At 65.1% G+C, this 23,199-nt stretch carries 27 protein-coding genes; 10 read left to right on the top strand and 17 right to left on the bottom strand.

Features of this window, described 5'->3' with window-relative positions:
• Positions 1-42: 42 nt before the first annotated feature.
• Positions 43-468 (bottom strand): PLD nuclease N-terminal domain-containing protein, encoded by a 426-nt coding sequence (locus tag PSET11_RS06755; RefSeq protein WP_124091346.1) that lies wholly within the window; start codon positions 466-468, stop codon positions 43-45.
• A gap of 62 nt (positions 469-530) precedes the next feature.
• On the opposite strand from PSET11_RS06755, the gene PSET11_RS06760 reads away from it, so the two are divergent.
• Positions 531-845, top strand: coding sequence for a DUF4229 domain-containing protein (locus PSET11_RS06760; RefSeq protein ID WP_124091347.1), 315 nt, complete (start codon positions 531-533; stop codon positions 843-845).
• 38 nt (positions 846-883) lie between these two features.
• On the opposite strand, the gene PSET11_RS06765 is transcribed toward PSET11_RS06760, so the two are convergent.
• The 5 genes from PSET11_RS06765 to PSET11_RS06785 all read right to left on the bottom strand — a co-directional run bounded on the left by PSET11_RS06765 (position 884) and on the right by PSET11_RS06785 (position 5,236).
• Positions 884-1,765, bottom strand: a complete 882-nt coding sequence (locus tag PSET11_RS06765) for a 1,4-dihydroxy-2-naphthoate polyprenyltransferase (RefSeq protein WP_124091348.1) — start codon at positions 1,763-1,765, stop codon at positions 884-886.
• A 72-nt stretch (positions 1,766-1,837) separates the two neighbouring features.
• Positions 1,838-2,992, bottom strand: coding sequence for an AMP-binding protein (locus tag PSET11_RS06770; protein WP_203415928.1), 1,155 nt, complete (start codon positions 2,990-2,992; stop codon positions 1,838-1,840).
• A gap of 41 nt (positions 2,993-3,033) precedes the next feature.
• A complete protein-coding gene (locus PSET11_RS06775) occupies positions 3,034-3,987 on the bottom strand; it encodes a 1,4-dihydroxy-2-naphthoyl-CoA synthase (RefSeq protein WP_124091349.1) in 954 nt (317 codons plus the stop codon).
• Between the two features lie 21 nt (positions 3,988-4,008).
• A complete protein-coding gene (locus PSET11_RS06780; protein WP_124091350.1) occupies positions 4,009-4,449 on the bottom strand; it encodes a VOC family protein in 441 nt (146 codons plus the stop codon).
• Positions 4,450-4,486: 37 nt separating this feature from the next.
• Positions 4,487-5,236: a CPBP family intramembrane glutamic endopeptidase gene (locus tag PSET11_RS06785; protein ID WP_124091351.1), complete on the bottom strand. Its 750-nt coding sequence runs from the start codon at positions 5,234-5,236 to the stop codon at positions 4,487-4,489.
• A 304-nt stretch (positions 5,237-5,540) separates the two neighbouring features.
• Between PSET11_RS06785 and PSET11_RS06790 the strand changes: the two genes are divergently transcribed.
• The gene (locus PSET11_RS06790; protein WP_124091352.1) at positions 5,541-6,974 is read left to right on the top strand and encodes an amino acid permease; all 1,434 of its coding nucleotides are present in this window, start codon (positions 5,541-5,543) and stop codon (positions 6,972-6,974) included.
• Positions 6,975-7,008: 34 nt separating this feature from the next.
• Here PSET11_RS06790 and PSET11_RS06795 read toward each other — a convergent pair whose 3' ends face one another.
• Both PSET11_RS06795 and PSET11_RS06800 read right to left on the bottom strand, forming a co-directional pair.
• Positions 7,009-7,752, bottom strand: a complete 744-nt coding sequence (locus PSET11_RS06795; protein ID WP_124091353.1) for a dienelactone hydrolase family protein — start codon at positions 7,750-7,752, stop codon at positions 7,009-7,011.
• A gap of 125 nt (positions 7,753-7,877) precedes the next feature.
• The gene (locus PSET11_RS06800; protein ID WP_124091354.1) at positions 7,878-8,054 is read right to left on the bottom strand and encodes a CsbD family protein; all 177 of its coding nucleotides are present in this window, start codon (positions 8,052-8,054) and stop codon (positions 7,878-7,880) included.
• A 219-nt stretch (positions 8,055-8,273) separates the two neighbouring features.
• Here PSET11_RS06800 and PSET11_RS06805 point away from each other — a divergent pair, with 219 nt between their 5' ends.
• Positions 8,274-8,948: a pentapeptide repeat-containing protein gene (locus tag PSET11_RS06805; protein WP_124091355.1), complete on the top strand. Its 675-nt coding sequence runs from the start codon at positions 8,274-8,276 to the stop codon at positions 8,946-8,948.
• Positions 8,949-8,966: 18 nt separating this feature from the next.
• Here the strand turns inward: PSET11_RS06805 and PSET11_RS06810 are convergent, their stop codons facing one another.
• Positions 8,967-10,226, bottom strand: a complete 1,260-nt coding sequence (locus PSET11_RS06810) for an MFS transporter (RefSeq protein ID WP_238989063.1) — start codon at positions 10,224-10,226, stop codon at positions 8,967-8,969.
• A 39-nt stretch (positions 10,227-10,265) separates the two neighbouring features.
• Complete coding sequence (locus PSET11_RS06815) at positions 10,266-10,499, bottom strand: DUF6480 family protein (RefSeq protein ID WP_124091356.1); 234 nt, start codon at positions 10,497-10,499, stop codon at positions 10,266-10,268.
• A gap of 73 nt (positions 10,500-10,572) precedes the next feature.
• On the opposite strand from PSET11_RS06815, the gene PSET11_RS06820 reads away from it, so the two are divergent.
• The 3 genes from PSET11_RS06820 (at position 10,573) to pta (ending at position 14,153) form a co-directional block, all read left to right on the top strand.
• The gene (locus tag PSET11_RS06820) at positions 10,573-11,181 is read left to right on the top strand and encodes a GNAT family N-acetyltransferase (protein ID WP_124091357.1); all 609 of its coding nucleotides are present in this window, start codon (positions 10,573-10,575) and stop codon (positions 11,179-11,181) included.
• A gap of 38 nt (positions 11,182-11,219) precedes the next feature.
• Positions 11,220-11,915 (top strand): tyrosine-protein phosphatase, encoded by a 696-nt coding sequence (locus PSET11_RS06825; protein ID WP_124091471.1) that lies wholly within the window; start codon positions 11,220-11,222, stop codon positions 11,913-11,915.
• Positions 11,916-12,083: 168 nt separating this feature from the next.
• A complete protein-coding gene (gene pta / locus PSET11_RS06830; protein ID WP_124091358.1) occupies positions 12,084-14,153 on the top strand; it encodes a phosphate acetyltransferase in 2,070 nt (689 codons plus the stop codon).
• Positions 14,154-14,223: 70 nt separating this feature from the next.
• Here the strand turns inward: pta and PSET11_RS06835 are convergent, their stop codons facing one another.
• A complete protein-coding gene (locus PSET11_RS06835; protein WP_124091359.1) occupies positions 14,224-14,466 on the bottom strand; it encodes a hypothetical protein in 243 nt (80 codons plus the stop codon).
• A gap of 185 nt (positions 14,467-14,651) precedes the next feature.
• Between PSET11_RS06835 and PSET11_RS06840 the strand changes: the two genes are divergently transcribed.
• The 4 genes from PSET11_RS06840 (at position 14,652) to PSET11_RS06855 (ending at position 16,887) form a co-directional block, all read left to right on the top strand.
• On the top strand, positions 14,652-15,083 hold the full coding sequence (locus PSET11_RS06840) for a hypothetical protein (protein ID WP_124091360.1): 432 nt from the start codon (positions 14,652-14,654) through the stop codon (positions 15,081-15,083).
• Positions 15,080-15,379, top strand: coding sequence for a winged helix-turn-helix domain-containing protein (locus PSET11_RS06845; RefSeq protein WP_124091361.1), 300 nt, complete (start codon positions 15,080-15,082; stop codon positions 15,377-15,379). Before PSET11_RS06840 ends, PSET11_RS06845 begins: the two co-directional genes overlap by 4 nt.
• An 83-nt stretch (positions 15,380-15,462) precedes the next feature.
• Positions 15,463-16,629: an acetate kinase gene (locus PSET11_RS06850; protein WP_124091362.1), complete on the top strand. Its 1,167-nt coding sequence runs from the start codon at positions 15,463-15,465 to the stop codon at positions 16,627-16,629.
• 51 nt (positions 16,630-16,680) lie between these two features.
• Positions 16,681-16,887: a hypervirulence associated TUDOR domain-containing protein gene (locus PSET11_RS06855; protein ID WP_124091363.1), complete on the top strand. Its 207-nt coding sequence runs from the start codon at positions 16,681-16,683 to the stop codon at positions 16,885-16,887.
• A gap of 141 nt (positions 16,888-17,028) precedes the next feature.
• Here the strand turns inward: PSET11_RS06855 and PSET11_RS06860 are convergent, their stop codons facing one another.
• The 6 genes from PSET11_RS06860 to PSET11_RS06890 form a co-directional block, all read right to left on the bottom strand.
• A complete protein-coding gene (locus PSET11_RS06860; protein ID WP_124091364.1) occupies positions 17,029-18,273 on the bottom strand; it encodes a type II toxin-antitoxin system HipA family toxin in 1,245 nt (414 codons plus the stop codon).
• The gene (locus PSET11_RS06865) at positions 18,257-18,601 is read right to left on the bottom strand and encodes a helix-turn-helix transcriptional regulator (RefSeq protein ID WP_124091365.1); all 345 of its coding nucleotides are present in this window, start codon (positions 18,599-18,601) and stop codon (positions 18,257-18,259) included. Before PSET11_RS06865 ends, PSET11_RS06860 begins: the two co-directional genes overlap by 17 nt.
• A gap of 73 nt (positions 18,602-18,674) precedes the next feature.
• Positions 18,675-19,268, bottom strand: coding sequence for a GNAT family N-acetyltransferase (locus tag PSET11_RS06870; protein WP_124091366.1), 594 nt, complete (start codon positions 19,266-19,268; stop codon positions 18,675-18,677).
• Between the two features lie 9 nt (positions 19,269-19,277).
• On the bottom strand, positions 19,278-21,512 hold the full coding sequence (locus PSET11_RS06875) for a S9 family peptidase (RefSeq protein ID WP_124091367.1): 2,235 nt from the start codon (positions 21,510-21,512) through the stop codon (positions 19,278-19,280).
• A gap of 295 nt (positions 21,513-21,807) precedes the next feature.
• Positions 21,808-22,479 carry an arsenate reductase/protein-tyrosine-phosphatase family protein gene (locus PSET11_RS06885; protein WP_124091368.1) on the bottom strand — a complete coding sequence of 224 codons (672 nt, stop codon included), beginning with the start codon at positions 22,477-22,479 and terminating at the stop codon, positions 21,808-21,810.
• Between the two features lie 71 nt (positions 22,480-22,550).
• Positions 22,551-23,180, bottom strand: coding sequence for a hypothetical protein (locus tag PSET11_RS06890; protein ID WP_124091369.1), 630 nt, complete (start codon positions 23,178-23,180; stop codon positions 22,551-22,553).
• Positions 23,181-23,199: the final 19 nt, after the last annotated feature.

Here is a 23,199-nt window from a genome sequence, read left to right on the forward strand (position 1 = left end):
AGTGGACCCTCCTAGGGAGCCCACGGCCTGCCAAGTTTCAGGCTACTTGCGCCCGTCGGCGTCGTGTTCGTCCGTTTCGTGCGCTGCGGAACCGGTGCCTGGGCCGCTTCCGGAACCGTTCGCCGGGCCGTCGTCGTCCTGGTCCTTGCGCGACTCCAGATCAGCCTTGAGCTTGCGTAACCGTTCGGTCTCGGCCTGCTTGCGTCGCTGGGACTCAAGGTTGCGCAGGAACTCGGGGTCGTCGTCGGGCGCTGTGGAACGGCGGCGGACCTGGGGCTGCGGATTCCCGCGCGGTCGGCCAATCAGGAGCCACAGGATGGCGCCCAGAACGGGGAGGACAATCATCACCACAATCCAGGCGGGTTTGGAGATGCCACGGGTCTGGCGGCTGTCGGTTCGGATCACGTCCACGAGGCCATAAACGAAGATGGCCAGGACTGCGACGGCTAGTGCCACACGGAAGAGCATGCCATCCAGTCTATCGTTTCGGAGCAGGCAAGGAGTTGGCCGGGAGGCCGCTAAACTTGACTGTGGCCTTTTTGAAATATTCCCTGATCCGGTTGGCGCTGTTCGTGCCCTTGTTCGTGCTTTTCAGCTTCCTCCAGCTGGGGGCCATCATGTCCGTCATCTGCGCAGCTCTTATCGCCTTCGCGCTCAGCTACCTGTTCTTCCAGAACCAGCGCAACGCCGCCACGGCCAACTTGCAGCACCGGTTCTCGGGCAAAGCCAAACCGATGCGCTCCGCCGGTGAGGTGCAGGACGCCAACGCCGAGGATGCCCTCCTGGACGCCAATCCAGACATTGCCATCAGCAACGACGCCAAAGGGCGCAAACCGCGCAGCTAGGCTGCGTAGCTTCAGCTGCCGCGCTGAGAAACCCGCCTTTAGAAGCCCGCGCTGAGCACCAGGCCCAGGGCGAACAGCACACTGTAGCCCAGGTTGATCAAGCCGGTCTGCTTGAGGACTGGGATGAGGCTCTTGCGCTTACGGCCGTTGATCATGAGCCAGGACGGCATCAAGCAGGCCGGGATGAGCAGCAACACGATCAGCATCCAGGGCTTGGTGGGGGCCAGGATGACCACCAGCAAGATAGCCACGGCCAGCATCAGCACGTAGCTTTCGCGGGCGTGCTTGTCGCCCAGCCGCACGGCGAGTGTCTTCTTGCCGGCCTGGGTATCGGTGGGAATATCGCGCACGTTGTTGGCCATCAGCAGGGCGGTGGCAATCAGGCCCGTGCCCACAGCCCCGATGATCGAGGCCAGGTCGATCCGGCCGGCCTGGGTGTAGGTGGTGCCCAGAGTTGCCACCAGGCCGAAGAAGACAAACACGAATACATCGCCCAGGCCCATGTAGCCGTAGGGGTTCTTGCCGCCGGTGTACCCCCACGCCGCCATGACGCAGCCCAGGCCCACCAGGATCAGCCACCAGCTCTGCGTGATGATCACCAGGACCAGCCCGGCCGCCATGGCCACAGCAAAGGCGGCAAACGCGGCCAGCTTCACATGGTTGGGTTTGGCCACCCCGGAGCCCACCAGCCGGAGCGGACCTACCCGGTCCTCATCCGTCCCGCGGATCCCGTCCGAGTAGTCGTTGGCGTAGTTCACACCCACCTGCAACAGCAGCGCCACCACGGCCGCCAGGATCGCGTTGAGCAGGATGAATGAGTCCATCCCGTACGCCGCGCCCGAACCGATCAGCACCGGCGCGATTGCTGCGGGGAGCGTCCGGAGTCGGGCGCCTTGGATCCATTGTGCGGCTGTAGCCACGATCAGTACCTCGTGTTGTCGTGAGCGAACGGCGTGCTGCCAGGGCAACCGCCGCGATGGTGCAGCTCCACTCTACTTTCCCGCATGCCGGGCGCTGAGCTCTGCTGTCATGGTGAGCCGGTCCGGTTTACCGTTGGGAAGCATCAGGAGCCCGGCAGCAGTCACCACGGTTTTGGGCGCCCGGGCCCCCAGAGCCTGGTGCCATTCGTCCCGAAGTACGACGGCGGGATCCCCGGTTTCGGCGCTGGGATCAACGAGTGCCACGTAGGCGGCCACGGCCTGGCCCCACTCGGTCGAGGGGACGCCAGCCACAAAGGCAGCAGTGACAGCGTCGGACTTTTCCAGTTCGGCCTGCACCTTGGCGGCGGAAATCTTGACGCCTCCGGTGATGATCACATCGTCCACCCGGCCCAGGACGGTGAGCCGGCCGTCGTCGTCGATTCTGCCGAGATCGCTGGTGCGGTACCAGCGGACCCCTTCCTCCTCGAAGAAGGTGCTGCCCTGTTGGTCGGGGGCGTCCAGGTAGCCGGCGGCGATCGTGTCGCCGCCCAAGAGGATGCGGCCGTCCTCCTCCGTTCGCATGGAGACGCCCTCGAGCGGGAAGCCGTCGTAGATGCAGCCGCCGCAAGTTTCCGCCGAGCCGTACGTGGTGACTACCCGGACACCTGCTTCCGTGGCCGCGCTCAAGAGCGAGGCGGGCGCGGGTGCGCCGCCCAGCAGGATCGCGTTGAAGCGTCGCAGGGCGGCCAGGGTTTCGGGCGTGGGGTCGGTCAGGAGGCGGCGGAGCTGGGTGGGGACCAGGGAAGTGAAGCGGATTTTGTCCGTCATCTCGTTGGCCGCGGCGGTGAAGCCCTCCGGCGTGAAGCCACCAGACATGTCCATCACCCACGGCCTGGTGCCGGCGAACAAGGACCTGACCAGCACCTGGATGCCGGCAACGTATTGCACCGGCAGCGCCAGGAGCCACTGGCCTTCGCCGCGGAGCGCCAATGCCGTGGCCATCGAAGACGCGGCCAGGGACTCGACGTTGAGCACCGTGGCCTTGGGAATGCCGGTGGACCCGGAGGTGCGGACCACCGCCACGGCGTCGTCGCAGCCGGGCGTCTCGATGTGCCCCACCACGAGTGCGCCGTTGGCGTCGAGGGACAGTTCGACGGCGGGACCGTCGCCGTGCAGCGCTGCCGCAAGGGCCGTCAGTGCGGGATCAATGGCGATGGCGCTGCCCATGGGCGCGCTTTTGCTCGGTTCAGTCAACGTCCAACTCCTGCCTAGAAGTAGTGCGGGAAGGAGGACCAGTCAGGGTCGCGTTTTTGCAGGAACGCTTCCTTGCCTTCCACCGCTTCGTCGGTCATGTATGCCAGCCGGGTCGCTTCACCGGCGAAGACCTGCTGCCCGGCCAGGCCGTCGTCGGCGAGGTTGAACGCGAACTTGAGCATCCGGATGGCTTGCGGCGATTGCCGGGCGATGTCTGCGGCGTATTCCAGCGCCACGTCCTCCAGCCGGGCATGGTCAACGGCTTCGTTCACGGCGCCGCGGCGAACCATGTCTTCAGCGGAATATTCGCGGGCCAGGAAGAAAATCTCGCGGGCTGACTTCTGCCCGATCTGGCGGGCCAACAGCGCTGAGCCGTAGCCGGCGTCGAAACTTCCCACGGTGGCATCGGTCTGCTTGAACTTACCGTGCTCGCGGGAGGCGATGGTGAGGTCCGCCACGACGTGCAGTGAGTGCCCGCCACCGGCCGCCCACCCGTTGACCACGGCGATGACCACCTTGGGCATGGTGCGAATCAGGCGCTGGACTTCGAGGATGTGGAGGCGGCCGGCCCGGGCGGGGTCGATGCTTTCCTGCGTCTCGCCGTCGGCGTACCGGTAACCGTCCCGGCCGCGAATTCGCTGGTCGCCGCCGGAGCAGAAGGAATGCCCGCCGTCCTTGGGGGAGGGGCCGTTGCCGGTCAGCAGCACCGTTGACACGTCCGGGCTCATCCGGGCGTGGTCCATGGCGCGGTAGAGCTCGTCCACGGTGCCGGGCCGGAAGGCGTTGCGAACCTCGGGCCGGTTGAAGGCAATCCGGACCGTAGGCAGATCCCGCACCCAGCCGCCGTCGGCATCCCGTTCCACCTGACGGTGATACGTCATGTCCTGGAAGTCATCGAACCCGGACACGACCCGCCAGCGCTGAGGATCGAAGATATCGGATACGGAGGCGGGGATTTGGTTACTCACCTTGCAAGTGTAGTAATTGGCCTAGCTGATGCAGAACTCGTTGCCCTCCGGGTCCGCCATGGTGTGCCAAGAATGCGGTCCCTGGTTGGCGGACCACAGGTGGGTGGCGCCGCGTCCCTCCAGCTCGCGCCGGGCTTCGTCCTTGTCCTTGCCATCGAGACGTACATCCCAGTGCACCCGGTTCTTCCCGGATTTTTCCGCTTCGCTGTGCTGGAAGAGCAGACGCCGTTCCGGGGACTTTGCTTCGCGTTCTTCCGGGGGCCTGATGGCCGCGCCGTCCTTCCAGACCAGATTGCCGCGGTGGGTTATGGTCTGCTCGGCGCTCGCGTAGCCCTGTTCAATCATGGAGGTGATGAAGGCGGCGTCCTGTGGTTCCACCTCCCACTGCAGCGTCTCGGCCCACCAATCGGCGAGCTGGTGCGGGTTCTTGCTGTCGATGGCGATCTGGATGCTGAGTCCCATCCCTCCACGGTACGGCGGAACCACCGCGGGCGGAAGGTCAGCTCATCTGCTCCAGCAACTCAGGCGGGATGGCGTAGATGAACACCACGGCCATCAAGTTCTTGGCGGCATGCACAAAGTAGGAGAACATGACGTTCTTGCCGGTCCAGACGTATACGAAAACCAGGGTGGCGCCCATCGCCAGGTAGGGCAGCAGTGCGATCAGGGTGATGGCCTCCTGGCCAACAATGTGCAGCGCCGCGAAGAGGATGACCGAGAGGGCGCAGCAGACCCAGATGTTGAGCTTCCTGCTGAGCTTGCCGATCAGCAGGTGCCGGAAGATGTACTCCTCCACAAACGGCCCCAGCACCACCAGCAGCAGCACCATGAGCCACGCCGGCACCTGTTGCATCAGCCGTTGCAGGGTGGCCTGGTTGACGGACGTCTGCACCTCGCCGCCCAGCGATACCAAGATGGCGGTGAGGATCAGCATGGCGATCAGGGCAGCTGGAATCATCAGCAGCGTGAACCATGGCCTGGTGGCGAGGACCCGCAGGTCGCGGGCCATGATCCGGCGGGCGGCGATGAACGCCAGCACGCCTACCCCCGCGTAGAAGATCAGGTTGAGCGCGTAGCTTGCGGAGGCCGGGTTGGGGGAGAGCAGCCGGACCAGCGGCGCCAGAAAATCGCTGGCCACAGTGAACACGACGGTGAAGAGCAGATACACCCCCAGCGCCAGGAAGTCGGCGCGCGTGAACCGGTAGAGCTCTGGTTGCAGGGGAGGGGCAGTTCGGTGGGCGGTGGCCATGGTGCCAGCCTATCTACTTGGGCCGGGTGTGGCGGACTTGACCTGCGCACTCACTCGCCTGGCACCTCCTCGGCGGCTGGAGTCCGGTCGGCAAGACAGGAAAAGTGTTGTGCCCGTCACGTGCTGCCCGGTGTTTCTTGTAGTATGGATAGGCCGCTTGAAGCTTCGGCCCAGCGATCCCTTTAGCTACTAATCGGTAGTTTCACGAGTGAAACGCCGAATTATGTGAGCTAGGTCATTCGCTCTCCGAATGCGGCCAACCCTCAACCAACAAGGAATAGTTGTGCCTCAAAAGAGCCATGAAATGAACACTGCCCCGTCGGGAGTCACGGCGGACGCATCCCTCAGCGCCGAGGGATACAAAAAGACCCTGGGGCGCCGGCACGTCACCATGATTGCCATGGGCGGTGCAATCGGCGTTGGCCTCTTCATGGGTGCCGGCGGCCGGCTGGCCTCCACCGGCCCAGCCCTGATCTTCTCCTACGCGATTGCCGGCGTCATCGCCTACCTGCTGATGCGCGCCCTGGGTGAGCTCATCATGTACCGCCAGACGTCCGGTTCGTTTGTCAGTTACGCCGGCGAGATGTTTGGACGCAAGGGCGCGTACCTTTCCGGCTGGATGTACTTCATCAACTGGGCCATGACCGGCATTGCCGAACTCATCGCCATCGGCCTGTACTTCCAGTTCTTCTTCCCCAACGTCCCGGTTGAGGTCAGCGCCATCGCAGCCCTGCTGCTGCTCGTGGCTGTCAACCTGCTGAGCGTCAAGGCGTTCGGCGAGTTCGAGTTCTGGGCGTCCTGCCTCAAGGTCGGCGCCATTGTGATCTTCCTGGTGGTGGGCACAGTCATGGTGGTCATGAACGCCAAGGTGGGCGACGGTAACGCGTCCGTCAACAACCTCTTCGCGGCCGACGGCGGGATGTTCCCCAAGGGCGCGCTGGTCATGATCCTGGTCCTCAACGCTGTCATTTTCGCCTACAACGCGATTGAACTGGTGGGTATTACCGCCGGTGAAATGGAAAACCCGGAACGCGAAGTCCCCAAGGCCATCCGCGCCGTGGTGTTCCGCATTGTGGTGTTCTACGTCGGTTCGGTGACCCTGCTGGCCATGCTGTTGCCCTCGGACCAGTACGTTGCCGGAACCTCCCCGTTCGTCACCGTGTTCGGCCAGATGGGCCTGGCCTGGGTGGGCGATGTCATGAACATTGTGGTCATCACCGCCGCTCTCTCGTCCTGCAACTCCGGCTTGTACTCGATTGGCCGGATCTTCCGGACCATGGCCAACAACGGGCACGCCCCGCAGTGGCTGACGAAAATGTCCAGCCGTCACGTCCCGTACGCGGCGATCTTGGCGATCGCTGGCGTCTACCTGGTGGGCATCCTGCTGAACGTCTGGCTGGGTGGCTCCTACGCCTTTGACCTGGCCCTGAACACGGCCTCGATCGGCGTGATCTTCACCTGGAGCACCATCTTCGCCTGCCAGATCATGCTCCGGAAGAAGAAGGGCAAGGTCTCCAGCCTGCCCATGCCCGGTGCGCCGTGGACCAGTTGGGCAGGGCTGGTGGCACTGCTCATCATTACCGTGCTCATTGGTTTCGACACCATGACCAGCAAGACCGGTGAGGTCTTCCTCCTGGGACTCTGGACCCTCGCCAGCATCCCGTTCTTCGCCGTGGTGCTGTGGCTCGGCTGGCAAAAAGTCAAGAACAACAAGCCGAAGAGCGAACTCTTCAGCTGATCCGTCACTGACCCCACCGGCTGCCCCTGGATCTCTAGATCGGGGCGGCCGGTGGTGTTTTCAGGTAGCGGCCAAAGTGGTTCTCGATTCGTTGCCAGGCCTCTGGCGCCGACTCCGGATCCGGGCCAATCCCCATCACGCGCATCAGGGGCCGCAGCATCACGGGCCCAGCCTCCTCCTGGTTGAGGAACGCGTGGCCCGCGTGCGGAAACTCCTTGACGTCATGCTCGACGCCGAGTCCTTCAAGCGCCGTTGCCAGCTTGGCTGGTGCCCCCTTGAGGCTCTTGTCCTTGGCGCCATAGTTGGCCACGATGGGGCAGGCTCCGCGGAGGGCCTCCTCGGGGTGAGCCGGCAGCTTCCCGTAGTTGACGGCCGCCGCGTCGTAGCCATCGTTCGCCACCAGCAGGGCGAAGCCGCCGCCCATGCAGAAGCCGATCACGCCCGTAGCGCCGGTGCTCAAATCCGAATCCTTCAGCCACTTGCGCGCCGTCGCAATGTCCGCAAACGCCCGCCCGGTGCCACTGAGCAGGTTCTGCATGGTTGCCACCAGGCAACGCCGAGAACCGCCGTCGCTGTAAAGGTCGACGGCGAGGGTCAGGTAGCCTGCCGCAGCCAACCTTTCGGCGTGCCGCACCGAATTCGCATCCAGTCCGAAGGCCTCGTGGATCATCACGACGCCGGGGAACGGCCCGGGTCCCGCTGGTGTGGCAAGGTAACCGCGAAGGTTTGTCGAGCTGCCGGGGAAGGCGTTGGCACCGGTCAAATCGATGTAGGTCATGGCCTCACCCTAGCCACTCTGTCGGGGCAGCGGTGTGGAAGTTGCTGAGAAAAGCAAAAGGCGGCGAACCCGTGAGGTCCGCCGCCTGTGCGTGCTGCCGGATCGCCCGGCGGCACCGCTACTTACTAGTCGCGCTTGAACTCGTCCTTGACGTTTTCGCCGACCTTCTTGGCATCAGCCTTGACCTGGTCGGCCTGGCCCTCTGCCTTGAGCTTGTCGTTGTTGCTCACGTTACCGGCGGCTTCCTTGGCCTTGCCGCCCAGGTCCTGTGCTGCGTTGCTGATCTTGTCTCCGAGGCCCATGTTGGTGGCCGCCTTTCGTGTCGTTGATCAATCCTGAAATTTCAGCCTAACATGAAGGTTGCTTACTATTTTCGTCATCAGCTGGCGGCGAACATGGGGCAGGACTCGACCAGGCAGGCGCCGCCGATAAGCTGGACGGATGACGCTTCACCTCAGCAACGAACATGTCCAGGGCTCGCGCCGCATCAAGCCCCTGCATCGTCGCGAGGCGCAGCGCTGATGGCGGCTGCCAAGGCCAAAGCCGCAAAAGTTGCGCCGCCCAAGGCGCCGATCCGCCTTGAAGACCTTGACCTGCGCGACCTGGACTCCGCAGAGTTCCAGCATGAGGACAAGTTCGACGGCGGCCGGTTCAGTCGCGCGTCCGCGGAGGGCCTTGACCTGGGCGGCGCCGACTTCTCCGAATGTGAGTTCCAAGGCATCTCCTTCAACGACACCGAGCTCCGCGGCAGCAGGTTCCGGGACTGCATTATCAGCGAGCTGTATGCCCCGGTGTTCCGTGGGGCCCGGAGCGTCTGGCGGGACGTGGAGATCAGCAACCTTCGGCTGGGCTCGGCGGAACTCTATGAAAGCGGCTGGCAGGCCGTCCATATCGACGGCGGCAAGGTGGACTTCCTCAACCTGCGCGGCGCGAAGCTCACCGACGTCCTCATTACGGACTGCATCATCAACGAACTGGACCTCGGCTCGGTGACCGGTACCCGGGTGGCGTTGCGGAATTGCACCCTTGGCACCTTGGACGTGCACGGCGCAAAGTTCAAGGACGTAGACCTGCGCGGCAGCGAATTCAGGTCCATCAGTGGGCTGGGAAGCCTGGCCGGACTGGTGATCGACGACTACCAACTAAGCCTCCTCGCGCCCTTGCTGGCAGCGCACCTGGGCCTGACCGTCCTCTAGCTATGTAGGTCCGCCCGGTCAGACCGTGACCTGGTCTGGTGCGGCCAGCGGCGCCCGCATGGCCCGCAGCCCCAATGCCACCATGGGCAGCAGTACCGCGAGCGCCGCGAGGTTGATCCAGAGGAAGCCGCCGGCGCTCAGGATGGGGCCGGCCAACGCCGCCATGCCAGCTGCGCCGAAGTTCATCAGCATGTCATTGGCACCCTGCAACGGCACCCGGACCTCCTGCGGCGCCGACTGGCTCAGCAGGGACGAGCCGCCCAGCAGGCACGCAGACCAGCCCAGGCCCAACACGCTGAGCGCCAGCGACATGCTGATGGGTGTGGTCATGGCCGAGCCCAGGATGCCCATCGCGATGGCGGTCCCCAGGATCGCGCAGCCCAGCAGCACCACCTGCGCGGCCCCCACCTTGTCCACCAGCCAGCCAAACAGCGGGCTCGCCGCATACATGCCAAGGATGTGCAGGCTGATCACAATGCCGATGATCTCCAGAGGCTGGCCCATGTGGTTCATGTGGACGGGCGTCATGACCATGATCACCACCATGATCATGTGCCCTCCGGTGACTCCGGCCAGGGCAAACATGGACCTGGGTGAGCGTGCGGCGATCCGCAGCGCAGCCCACGTGCCGTGCTTACTGGAAGGCACGACGGCGGCACCCGGCTGGGCGCTCGACGGTGCTCCCGACTGGGGCACCGGCGTCGCGGTGGCGAAGAACAGCGCGATCACGCAGGCCGCCGTCAGGAACGAAACGAGCGAGAACAGGTAGGGTCCGGAGAGCGGCACCATTCCGAGGGATTGGCCCAGCCGCCGCCCGGGTTCGGAGAGGTTGGGCCCCGCCACGGACCCCACGGTGGTGGCCCAGATGACGATGGCCATAGCCCGCCCTGAGGCGTTGGCGGGCGCACCGTCCACTGCTGCGTAGCGGGCCTGCAGCCCTGCTGCTTGCGAGGCACCGAAGAAGAGCATGCCCACGGCCATGAGCCAAAACTGGCCCACCATGGCGGAAAGCAGAACCAAGCCGGCACCCAGCGTCCCCAGCGCGAATCCGGTGCTGAGCGCCCACCGTCTTCCAGCCCGGAGGGCAAGTTTGGCGAGCGGGACGGCCACCAGGCCCGCGCCCAAGGTGGAAGCGGTCTGCACAAAGCCGGATGCCGCCGTCGTGCCAGCCAGTTCCTCGGCCAGGACACCGCCCACGGCGACCCCGGACGCTACGCCGACGCCGGACAGGAGTTGGCCCATCACCAGGACCACCTGGTTCCTACGTACTAGGTTCACGGTGCCAGGCGTCCTTACCTGCGGCGGCGGACGGCGCGATCAGTCGAAGAAGCCAACAATGTAGCCGATGAAGAAGAGCAGGAAGAGGACCACGCCGGCGCCGATTGCCGCGAGCCAGAAGATCTGCTGGCCTTTTCCGGAACCGCGTTGCTTGGGTTCGTTGTAGCCGGCCACTGACCCCTCGCCCGGTGGGGTTTCGCCTGGTGGAACGCCGCCGCCCGGTTCCAGGCCAGTGATCTTGTCGTCTTCCGGATCCGGATTGGTGCCTGACACGTTGTGCTCCCTCGCTGGACGTCCACTCCTCCCCAGCGTAGCTGTCGGTCCCCGTGGGACCTAGGCTGGTGCGGTGACGTTAATTGAACCTGTAACTTTGGCCGGAGCCCGCGTGATTCTGGAGCCGTTGGCGCCAGAACATCACGATGGATTGGTCGCAGCGGCCGCGGATGGCGAGCTCTGGAAGCTTTGGTACACCTCCGTACCCACGCCTGATGGCATGGCAGCCGAGATCCAGCGCCGCCTGGACCTGCAGGCCAGTGGCAGCATGCTGCCGTTCACCACCAAGAGGGTCGATCCGGCCACCGGCGGGCCCGGGGACATCATCGGCATGACCACGTACATGAACATCGACGCTGCCACGCCACGGCTGGAGATCGGCTCCACGTGGAATGCGGCATCGGCGCAGCGAACGGGTACCAACACCGAGTCGAAGCTGCTGTTGCTGCAGCACGCCTTCGAGGTCCTGGGCTGCCCCGCCGTTGAATTCCGGACGCATTGGCTCAACCGCCAGTCCCGGGAGGCGATCGCCAGGTTGGGAGCGAAGCAGGACGGCGTGCTCCGTAACCACTCGCGGACCCTGGACGGGTTGCTCCGCGACACGGTGGTGTTTTCGATTCTTGAGCACGAATGGCCCATGGTCCGCGCCGGGCTCGAGCACCGGCTCAACCGGCACCGGTGACTGGCGTGGAGTTGCACGGCGATGCATCCGGCCGAGCCATGGGCTGGGACGGGGCGGTCAACGCCTGGCACGTCAGCGGTGGGATCTACCGGATGGGCCGGCGGGAGTGGCTGACGGCGGCTGGCTGGCAGGACGCGTTCGACGACGGCATCCGCACTGTTGTTGACCTCCGCAACCAGGCGGAGGTACGGCAGCGGGACACCGACCCGGCCGTGGTGCCGGACGCCGTCGAGGTCGACGTGATTGCTGCTCCCACCGAGGTGCCCGGCGATGCCCGGTTCGAGGCAATCTGTGGGCCCTATCTCAACAATCCGGCGCACTACGCTGCCAACGCAGAGCTGTTCCCGGCGCAGTTAGTGGGTGTCTTTCGGGCCATCGCAGCGGGGGCTGAAGAGGGCGATGTGGTGGTGCACTGCGCGGCTGGCCGGGATCGGAGCGGCATGATCGCCGCCATGGTCCAACACCTTGCGGGGGACTCGGACCAGGACATTGCCGCGGGCTACGAGCGGGCAGCCCGGGGAATCAACGAACGCTACCGCACCCACGGCCCGCCGCACGCCCGGGAACGGTACCTCAAGGAAGCTGAGTTGGCGCCGCTGTTGGCTGTCCGCAGGGAACTGGTGGTGCGGTTTGTCCGGGACCTGGACCCGCGCACCTACCTGCTCCGGCACGGGTTGCCCGCCGCCGACCTGGACGCTGTGTGCCGGCTGGCGGGTGCCGCCGTCGCTCCCTGACCTGCCGAACGTTCAAATCCCGCGCCGGCATAACCCCTGCGTCTGCGCCGGACCCAACGCGCCACGCGTGCCCAGCACCACACGCATCCGTGACCTGGAACCCTGCGACAACCCGGCCTGAGGTGCAAGGATGGTTTGGACCGGATTCAGCACAGCAAAGGGCGAACCATGGCCAAAGGCATTTACGTCAGCGCAACCACTCCCGGCTCGGGCAAATCGCTTGTGGCCTTGGGCCTCGCGGACACGCTGCACCGGCACGCGGACCGGATCGGCTTCTTCAAACCGGTCGTTCAAGGCCCCAACGCGGCGGACGATCCCATGGTGGCGCTGATGAAGTCCCGCTTCGCCTTGGACGATGAGCGCTGCCGTGGCGGGCTCACCTTCGATGAAGTGCGCGCCCTGCTCGCTGCCGGTAAAAGGGCAGACATTGACGCCCGATGCGTGGAGATTTTCGCCGAAATCTCCCGGCATTGCGACGTGGTCATTGTGGAGGGCACGGACCTCACCGGGCACGACGCCGCCGTCGAGTTTGATCTGAACGCCCGCCTTGCAAACAATCTCGCCGCCCCCGTGGTCGCCGTGGTTGGTGCCAAGGGCCGGACCGTTTCGGAGGCTGCGGCAGCTGTAGAGGTGGCTCGTAAGGAACTTGTTGCGGAGAAGTGCTCGCTGCTGGCCATCATGGTCAACCGTGCAGACCCTGAGGATGTCGAAGCCATCGCCGCAGCCGTGAAACCTGGGGCGTCGGGACGTCCGGTCTATGTGTTCCCGGAGCTTGATGAGATTGCCCGCCCCACCACCGGTGAGGTTGCCGCTGCCTTGAGCGTGCGCCAAATCGCCGGCCGCGCCGACATGGAGCGCGACGTCCGCGACATCAAGGTCGCCGCCATGAACGTGGGCAACTTCCTGAACGTGCTTGACGAAGGGGCCTTGGTGATCGTGCCGGGGGACAGGGCCGATGTGATGGTTGCCTGCCTGGCGTCATCGTTCTCGCCGGAATTCCCCGTTCCGTCTGGGTTGATCCTCACCGGCGGACTGGCCCCGGACGCCAATATCTACCCGTTGCTGGCGCAGGCACCGTTCCCCGTCTTCGCCACTGACGATGACACGTACACCACTGCCCGCCGGGTAGCTGAAGTCCGGAGCGAGATTTGGTCCGGGCACCGCCGGAAGGTTGCGTCCGCATTGGGCCTGTGGTCACGCCGCGTGGATGAGGCGGAGTTGGTGGAACGGCTGCACCTACCCCGTGCGGAGCGGATGACTCCATTGCGCTTCCTCCACGACCTCATTGAACGGGCACGGTCGCAGCGTCGGCACGTGGTGCTGCCCGAAGGCACTGACGTCAGGGTGCTCCGCGCCGCCGAGATCCTGCACCGCCGCGACGTCTGCGACCTGACCCTGTTGGGCCCGGAAACCGCGGTCCGCGAACTGGCTGCGTCCAGTGGCATCGACCTGACTGGCATCAACGTGGTGGATCCGGCCACCTCCGAGCTCCGCCAACAGTTTGCCGAGAAGTACGCCGAGCTGCGGGCGCACAAGGGCGTTGACCTGGCCAAAGCTCTGGAAACCATGCAGGATGTCAGCTACTTCGGCACCATGATGGTCCAGCTGGGCGTGGTGAACGGCATGGTCTCCGGCGCGGCGCACACCACCGCGCACACCATCCGGCCCGCCCTCGAGTTCGTGAAGACCCGTGAGGGCGTCAAGATCGTGTCCTCCGTGTTCCTCATGCTGATGGCCGATCGCGTGCTGGTTTACGGCGACTGCGCCGTGAACCCCGATCCGAACGTGGAGCAACTCGCGGACATCGCCGTGGCCTCGGCGGAGACGGCAGTGCAGTTCGGCGTGGAACCACGCGTGGCCATGCTCTCCTACTCCACGGGCGGTTCCGGCTCCGGCGAAGCAGTGGACGAGGTGCGGCAGGCCACGGAACTGGTCCGCCAGCGCCGCCCGGATCTCGCGGTGGAAGGTCCCATCCAGTACGACGCCGCCGTGGACGCATCGATCGCAGCCTCCAAAATGCCGGGATCCACCGTCGCCGGGCAGGCTACCGTCTTCATCTTCCCGGACCTGAATACCGGCAATAACACCTACAAGGCAGTCCAGCAGAGCTCCGGGGCCGTCGCGGTGGGACCTGTCCTGCAGGGCCTCCGGAAGCCGGTCAACGATCTCTCCCGCGGCTGCACGGTGGAGGACATTGTGAACACCGTTGCCATCACGGCCATCCAGGCGCAAGGATAAGCGGCGCAAGGTTAAACGAGACGGGCCCCGCTGAGAGTTCAGCGGGGCCTGCGGTTCTGAAGGCGCTACGTCAGCTGTTGCCGGGTTTGACCGGGCTGTCCGGCTCTTCCTCCTTGGCCGGCTCATCGGCGAGGCCATCAGGAGTGAGGTCAAGGTCCTCGACGTTCTCGGGTTGCTCCGCGGTGTCTCCGGTCTGGTCCGCTTTGGCGTGGCCGTTGTCGTCGAGGGCGGGGTTGGCGCCGTCGACGCCGGTGGGATCCTTGGGCTTCTCGGCGGCGGGGTCGTTGTCCGGTGCTGTGCTTGGGGCCGGCATGGGTAGTCCTCCTTGCATTGCGTGCGGTGTCTTTCGACCCTAGGCACAACGCGTGACGCATAGCAATGGGTGGGCGTCGGTGAGGGGCGATCCAACGAGGACGCTACTAAGAAAGTACTTGACAATATGGAAAGTACTTTCTTAGAGTTGAGTCATTCAACCGCACCGCCCGAGGAGCAACCATCGTGGATAATCCAACACCCGCCGAAGCTCAGGAACTCCTGGCCAAGGCCCGCTCCATCGGAGCTACCTCCACCAACGCCGCCGCCTGGCCCACCGCCATCGTTTTCACGAGCTTGGCGATCCTGGGTTCCATGTTGATGATCGGCATGCAGATTGTGGCCCACACCGGCTACGGTGCACCCCTGCTGGCCTGCACGGTGGGGGCTTGGGCAGCCGTCACGGCCTGCCTTTGGCCCATCTTCCAGAAGTCCAGCAAAGTCGGTTTTACCCGCCGGTTCACCACATCCCTGATCGCCTACTTCGCCCTGTACGTCGTGGCGATCGGGGCTGGGGTGACCCTCTTCCGGGACGGCAACATCTGGTATTACGTCAGCGCCGCCGTCGTTCTGGCCGGGGTTGGCCTGGCTGCTGCCCTGCGGGAGGTGCGAGCGTGACGGTTGAGCACCCCCGGCTCCGGCTGGATGACCTGGTCCACTCGCCGGTCCGGTTCTCTATCATGGCGGCGCTGGCCAGTGCCGAGTCCCTGGACTTCAAGGACCTGCGGGACGCCATCCAGGTCAGTGACTCGGTGCTCAGCAAGCAACTGACCATCCTCGAAAAAGCCGAGTACGTGGCCATCAAAAAAAGCTTCGTCGGCAAGATGCCCCGCACCTCGGCGAGTGTGACTGCCGTCGGCCGCAACGCCTGGAAGGCGCACCTGCAGACGCTCCGCGAGATTGCCGGCGGCTAACAATAGACCCCGGCGGCATAGGCAGTCAGTGGGCACATATAGTGAGAAGTGAACCGCCCCGCAAGGCTCAGGAGGCCCCGCACATGCTCGTACTCGTCATCAACTCCGGCTCGTCTTCGCTCAAGTATCAGGTGCGCGATGTGGCCGCCGGGAGTGTCCTGCTGGAGGGCTTGATCGAGAAGATCGGCATGGGCAACGGTGGCGGGGGAGACGGCGAAATCGAGGGCCCCCGGGACCATGCGGAGGCGTTGGAAATGGTGAGCACCGCCATCCATGACGAGTTGGGCGAGCTGGAGTTGGGGGCCGTGGGACACCGCGTGGTCCATGGCGGTGAGCGGTTTGCCGAGCCGGTGTTGATCGATAACGAGATCACCCGTGCCATCGAGCGGCTCAATCCGCTGGCCCCGCTGCACAACCCGGCCAACGTGCTGGGCATCCGCGCGATCTCGAAAAAGTGGCCGGACCTGCCGCAGGTGGCCGTGTTCGATACCGCGTTCCACCGCACCCTGCCCGAGCACGCCTGGCGCTACGCCGTCCCGGAGGAGCTCTACACCAACCACGGGATCCGCCGGTACGGCTTCCACGGCACCTCGCACGAATACGTGACGCGGCAGGCGGCGGACCTGCTGGACGTGCCCTTGGGCGAGTTCGACGGCGTCATCGCCCACCTGGGCAACGGGGCCTCGGTCACCGCGATCCGCGCCGGCCAGTCCGTGGACACCTCCATGGGCTTCACCCCGCTGGAGGGCCTGGTCATGGGCACCCGCTCCGGTGATCTGGACCCTTCCATCCTGGTCTTCCTGGGCCGGGCTGGCTGGACGCCCGAGGACCTGGACACCCTGCTCAACCGCGAATCCGGGCTCAAGGGCCTGGCCGGCAACAATGACATGCGCTCCGTGGTGGAAGCAGCGGAAGCTGGCGAGGCCAGGGCTGCCGCCGCACTCGCCGTCACGTCCTACCGGCTGGCCAAATACGTTGGTGCCTACCATGTGGCGGTGGGCGGCGCGAAGGCGCTGGTCTTCACGGCCGGGATCGGCGAGAACTCACACCAGTTCCGGTCCCTCGTGGCGGATCGGTTGGGTGCGTTGGGTGTAGTGCTCGACGCCGGCCTGAACGCACGGCGCTCCAAGGAGCCGCGGGTGATTTCGACGCCGGAGTCGGCGTTGCCGGTGTTGGTAATTCCCACCGACGAGGAGCGGGCCATCGCGGAGGCAACGGCCGCCGTCGTGAGTTCAGCGGCTGCCGAGTAGCGACCCTCAGAGGGCTTTCGCGCCAATAGTATCCATGCTTACTATTGGTGCATGTCGCTGACCAAAGGTACGTCCGTCGAATGGAACACGCCGCAGGGTGTCACGCACGGAAAGATCGTGGAGAAGAAGACCAGTGACTTCGAGTTGGCCGGGAATACGCACCGGGCCAGCGCGGAGGAACCCCAGTACGTGGTGGAGTCGGCCAAGACGGGTGCCCACGCAGCGCACAAGGCCTCGGCCCTTACCGAGAAGAAGTAGCCCGCCACTCGTCGGGCGTTGGTCCCGGCGACCGTCTTTCATCAGTGCGGCGGTACCAGCACGCCCATCAATGCTGCTGCTGTCAGCTAGTGGGTGGATGGATCTCGGCGTCGCTCGGGCAGTAGGGTCCTTGGGTGAGCTTCACCGATCGCGGAAACCGTAGAGGGTGCCGGGATTGAGAAATTGCCGCCCCCACAGAAGGCGCCTGTCGGCGCCGGTCAGCATTCCAAAGTCCGCAGCCTCTGCCCAGTGCACGTGAATAGCGTCTTCGATTCGGGCAACGATGTTGTTGGCCTCGTCTTTGGTCAGGTCATAGAGACTACGGCTGGCAATGAGGTCAGCTAAGTTGTTCCGCTTTGTCCCGTTCCTGTCGTATGCGATGGCCTGCGACGCCGTTTCTCCGCTACGCCGCATGGGCGATAGGTCATAGGCGGGGCTGAGTATCGCTATAGATCCGTCCCAGAGCGCCGCGTGGTTCCTAAGGTGGTCGTCGGAGTTGGAGATTGACATGTTGAATGCGATGCGTGCGAAGAGTTCGGAGGCAGTACCCTCTGGCGCTCCGTTGCTGCGAAGAGCGTCTAGAAACTCGACATAGCTGCCGCTGCGCGCCTGCAGTTCGTCCAAGCCGGTCAGGGTCAGGGCGCTGGTCGCGAGGATGCGCCCGCCGTCGTTCGTTCGGTCGAATCGCTCGACCAGCAAGACAATCCGACCGAGGACGCTCTCGACCCGAGTTCGAGCGACGTCGAGTCCTGCCTTCTCGGCGAGAAACATGCTCGCTGCTTCTGCCCCGACCACTGGGAAGTGGTCATTGGACGCGGTGAACTTTGCTATGTACTCGCGACCAGAGTCGTGGATGACGGACTTCGGACGCGCCCCACCCATCGCTGTACCGCTCAGGAGAGCTCGCTCGAGTTCGAATGGCAGATCGCCTCCGGCTTCAACGAGGTCTGCAGCGTTCAAGAGAGTTCCCAACGGGACGGGCGTCGCGGCACGCGGAACGTAGTCGGTGACGGACCTCTGGAAATCGATAGCGCCGAAGCGGTTGGAGCCGGAATTCAAGAGATATGTGCGTTCGTCAAGGTCACCCGTGTCGGCGTCGTCACCCCGGTTACCGGTCACTTGGTACTGAACGACGCGCCGCCCCCATGCATCTGGTGACGCGTCGCGCAGGGCACCTGGTAGCCCCAGTGACCCAGTGGGCTCGAACGTTCGCTCGGATAGCGGCAGGGTTGGAGACAGGGAGATGGCGTTGCGGCGCTCCAGGTACCGCCTGCCGTAGTCGAAGGAGAACTGGCCGGGCGCACCCTCCCGAAGACGGCCAGCGGGCACCGGTGCGGTCGACTCGGGCAGCCACACCCACACATAGATGTCAGAAGTCGAGGCCATCGTCGTGGTCCTTTCGCTTCTTGTCGACACGGGTGGGAAGCAGTGCGAGTCGTTCCTCGCCTCGTCGGCGGAGCGCGATGAGTTCACTCGGGTCGTCGACACCGAATAGGGGGACACCAACGATCGACGCAACGTTGAACACGTTGCCGATACTGGTCGCGGCTCTTCCGTGCTCGATGGCCGCCAAGGTTTTCCGTGTAATGCCGGCTGTGCCAGCGAGATGCTCGGCGGTCATCCCTCGCGCGGCGCGCGCCATCCGAATTTGCTGGCCGAGCACGACAATCGCGTCCTCAGCAGCGCGGGTTAGACCAAGTTCACGACGTCCCATGGGTAATATTTTACCCCTAAAAGCTATTTATGTATCAACTATTACCCATTCGGCTAGAGAAGAAACCCACCCCTCAGCGGGACGAAACCACTGTAGCCCGCCACTCCTCGGCCAGGATCGCGTAGACGAGTTCAGTGGCCCACGCGCCTTTGTAGTGCCATTTGTCCACGTGCCGGGCTTCCAACCGCATGCCCAGCCGGACGCAGAGCGCTGCCGAGGCGTCGTTGAGCTCATCCAGGCGCGCCTCGATCCGGTGCAGCTTGAGCTCCTCGAAGCCAAGTTTCAGCACAGCGGCAGCAGCCTCCGTCCCGTAGCCTTTGCCACGGGCGGAGGGTGCCAGCGTCCAGCCAATTTCGCCCTGGTCGCGGCCAGCCGCCCACTTCAGGACCACCTCACCCTGCAGCCCGGGCAGCTCCGGCAAACTAGGCAGCCCCGGCGAATCAGCCACCTCGATCACCATCGCCGCCCAGTCGCCTTCCTTCTCGAACACGAAGTTGGCGTACTGCCCCACCCGTTCCATCGACTGGGTGTACGTTTTGGCTGGTCCGGGCAGGAACCGGGCCGTTTCCGGCAGCGAGTGGTAGGCATGGAACGCGTCCAGGTCGCTGCCGGTGAAACGGCGCAGGATCAACCGCTCGGTGCGGATGGGCAGGGGAATCTCAGACATGCTCCGAGACTAACGCAGCCCAGCCCCCGGCAGCAGGTCAGTGGCGCGCAGGGCGTCGGCAATGAACGCGTAGTCCCAGGCCCTTTCGCGCCACTGCACGTACCGCCCGGACGCGCCACCATGGCCGCCGTCCATCTCGATCTTCATTACGATCGGTTCGGCGCCAGTCGTCACAGAACGCAGTGCCTGCACCCATTTGGCGGGCTCCACGTACAGCACCCGGGTGTCGTTGAAGGACGTCACGGCGGCGATCCGAGGATAGTCCACGGAACGCACGTTCTCGTACGGGGTGTAGGACTTCATGTAGGCGTACACCTCGGGATCGGTGATGGGGTTGCCCCACTCCTCCCATTCGAGCGCAGACAGCGGCAGGTTCGGATCCAAGATAGTGGTGAGCGCGTCAACGAACGGCACCTGGGCCAGCACGGCAGCGTACTTTTCCGGGGCCATGTTCACGATCGCACCCATCAGCAGGCCGCCCGCAGATCCGCCCAGCGCCGCGATCCGCGCCGGATCCACCCACCCCGAACCGGCCAGCCAGTCGGTGGCATCCACAAAGTCGGTGAAGGTGTTCTTCTTGGTCAGCTTTTTGCCGTCCTCATACCAGTGCCGGCCGAGCTCGCCGCCGCCGCGAATGTGCGCAATCACAAACACCACGCCACGGTCCAGCAGCGAGAGCCGGGCAATCCCAAAACCCGGGTCCATGCTGGCCTCGTACGAGCCGTACCCGTACACCAGCCCCGCAGCGGAGGAATCCTTGGCCACCGACTTGTGCCGCAGCACCGAAAGTGGAATCCGGGTGCCATCGGCGGCCTCGGCCCATTCGCGGCTGGCCACGTAGTCGCTGCCGTCGTAGCCGCCCAGAACCGGGCTCTCCTTCCGCAGCAACAGCTCGCCGGCAGGCAGATCGGACGTGGGCAGCACAAAGTCATACACGCGCGACGGCGTGAAGTAGGACGTGTAGCCCAGCCGAATCACGGGTGCGTTGTGGTCAGCCCCGGCAACGCCCGCCGTGTAGAGCTCCTCGTCAAATGCCGGTTCCACGGGCGCCTGTTGGGCTGCGGTGCCCAGGCCGGCAAGCCCCATTACCTGAACCCGCTCAATGGTGTCCTTGCGGATGGAGACAATCAGGTGGCTGGCGGTGAGGCCGGCGCCGTTGACGCGAACGTCGTCGGAATGTTCGACGACGGTCTGCCACGTCTGCTCCGCCAGTGGCCGGCCGAACTCGGTCAGGTCAGCCACGGACACCATGGAATTGATGGCGCCCCGGTTGTGGGTCAACAGAATCCGGTCAACGAGCTGGCCGTCGGGACCCTGTGCCTGGAAGGGCTCGGCGTCGTAGAGGACGCGTTCGTCGCGCGAGATGATGGTGCTGAGCTGCTGGTCCGGGTCGTCGAAGCGGAGCAGCCGGGTTTCACTGTATTCGGAGCAGCCAATGCTCAGCATCAGGTAGCGGCGGTCGGAGGACAGTTCGAAGCCCAGCCACAGGGCGTTGTCATCCTCTTGGTAAATGACCGTGTCTTCGCTGACCGGGGTGCCCAGCACGTGCGAGCGGACCTGGTACGGACGCCACGCATCGTCCACCACCGTGTAGAAAAGTCGTGACCCGTCGGGTGAGAAGGAGACGCCGTAGAAGATGTCCTCGATGACGTCGGGCAACAGTTCGCCGGTGCGGAGATCCTTGATGCGCAGGGTGAACCGTTCGTCGCCGGCGTTGTCCACCGCGTAGGCGAAGAGGTTTCCGTCCACTGTTACTGCGGTGCCGCCCACCGAGAAGAACGGCTGGCCTTCCGCTTCGATGTTGCCGTCCAGCAGCACTTCTTCGCCGGGAATCTCCACGCCAACCTCCACGGCGGGCGGGGTCCAGTCGGCAATGCGATCATCACTGTCGGTGGCCCTGACCCGGCACTGGATCCCGTATTCCTTGCCCTCGACGGACCGGCCAAAGTACCACCAGCCGTCCTTGCGGTGCGGAACCGACAGGTCGGTTTCCTGGGTGCGGCCCTTGATTTCCTGGAAAATCGCCCCGCGCAGCGGCTCCTGGCCCGCAGTGATGGCCTCCTGGTAGGCGTTCTCGGCCTGCAGGTGAGCCACCACCTCGGCGGAGTCCTTCTCGCGCAGCCATTCGTAGTTGTCCACAAACGTGTCGCCGTGGTGCGTGCGATCGGTGGGAACCTTCTTGGCCACGGGGGCGGAGGCTGAAACGGGCTTTTGGGCGGCATCCTGCAGCGGGGTGGAGGTCATGGCTTCAATATAGCCACCGCCACCCGCGCCAAGCGGCCGCGTTCGCTACCGGGTGAGCGGAGTGGGCCCAGGATCCGGAATGGGGAGCGGTCCGGGCGGCGCCGGCACGGGAAACGGAGCGGGCGGCGTCGGCCCGGGGTAGTCGGGCTGGCCCGGATCAGGCGTGATGGGGCCGGGCCCCGGGCCAGGTTCCGGCGGAAACGGCTCGGGCTCGTGCACTGGCGGGATGGTCATGGTGCTTCCCCTCTCACGCGATGGGCGGCGGAGCTCGGTGATCAGCCCGACGCCGGCACGTTCAGGATACGCCCGACGCCGCCAGCCGGGCGTGCCGCAGGATCGCCATGATGGCTGGTGACAGTTCGTCCTCCATCTGCCGGTAGGTCTCCGCAGACCGGCGGTAGGGGTCGATCACGTCATCGTCGCCCGCAGCCGATGCCAGGGACAGGTGCCGGACACCGGACGCGCGGGCGGCCAGCGAACGCCAGTGCTCGGCACTGCCGGCCAGGACCGAGCCGGGCGCCGCAGTAGGGGAACCCACGACGCCGGCCCCCTGGCCGCCGTCGTCTGCTCCAGAGCCGTCCGTGGCAGGCCCGCCGTCCAGGACGTTCAGCATCCGGGCGAATTCTCGGATGGGAAAGGTGCGCTTCATCCGGGTGGCGTCGAGCCGGAGAACCTCGCCGCGGTGCCCGGCGGTCATGGTGAGCACCAGGTCCGCCTCGCGGAGGATGGCGGGTGTGAGCTGTCGGGCGGCAAAGCCGTCGGGGGTGCCGCCGTAGGTGCGGACCACCTCGGCGGAGAGCGGCTGCATGGGTTCGCCCACCATGGCCCGGGTGCCAGCGCTGGTCACCACAAAGCCGCCGGGAACGGCCTGGTCCAGTCCTGCCTGCAGCAGCCGTTCCGCCACAGGGGACCGGCAGATGTTTCCGGTGCAGACGGTGAGGATGCGGATGGGTGCTGGCGTGTCCAAGGAGAGTCGCTTTCGGCCGTGGTCAGGACCCCCGCGGCCCTGACCTTCAACTTAACACGGACCGCAGGCGATCAGTACGCGGAGCTTGAGGGCGACGGCGAAGCGGATGGTGAGCTGGGGTGTTCTGTCCAACAGGCCAGGATGGTGGTGGCCATTTGGTACGCCAAGTCGTTGCGGGTGATGAAGTTGGGGCCGATCGCGTCTGGCAAGTCGGACGCGTCCACTTCCAGGACAAAGCTGTCCTTCTGGAACACGGCCGAGCCCGCCCCGGTCTCGTAGGCCGGGAAGCCCAGGTTGGACAGCCCGTTGATGGTCTTGGCGTTCTTGGCCAGGGCCTGCATGGCGTCGTAGTATTTCAGCGCCCAGATCTTGTCCAGGCTCTCCTTCACCGAAATGACCAAGTCACCCTTCTCCAGGTGATAGGTGCAGGTGAAGGTGCTGTCAGCCCATTTGCTCTCCGTCCGCGGGTTCGACTGCAGCTTCAAAATGGCCGTGAGGCGTTCCATGGGCTGGTCCCCGCACACCATTTTCGACTCTGCGCTGGGTTCATTGGCAGGCCGGGGCGAGACCGATCCGCCCCCACCGTGGTGGCCCGCGGCGGGAGCGGCACCGCCACCTCCGGGCGAGGCTGCGCCGCCGCAACCGGCCAGCAGCAGCGAGGACACCGCCAAAGCTGCCAGCCAAGATGCCTGCTTCTTCATGACTCGTCCGTCCCGGCCG

This window comes from Arthrobacter ulcerisalmonis, assembly GCF_900609065.1.
Classification (GTDB): domain Bacteria; phylum Actinomycetota; class Actinomycetes; order Actinomycetales; family Micrococcaceae; genus Arthrobacter; species Arthrobacter ulcerisalmonis.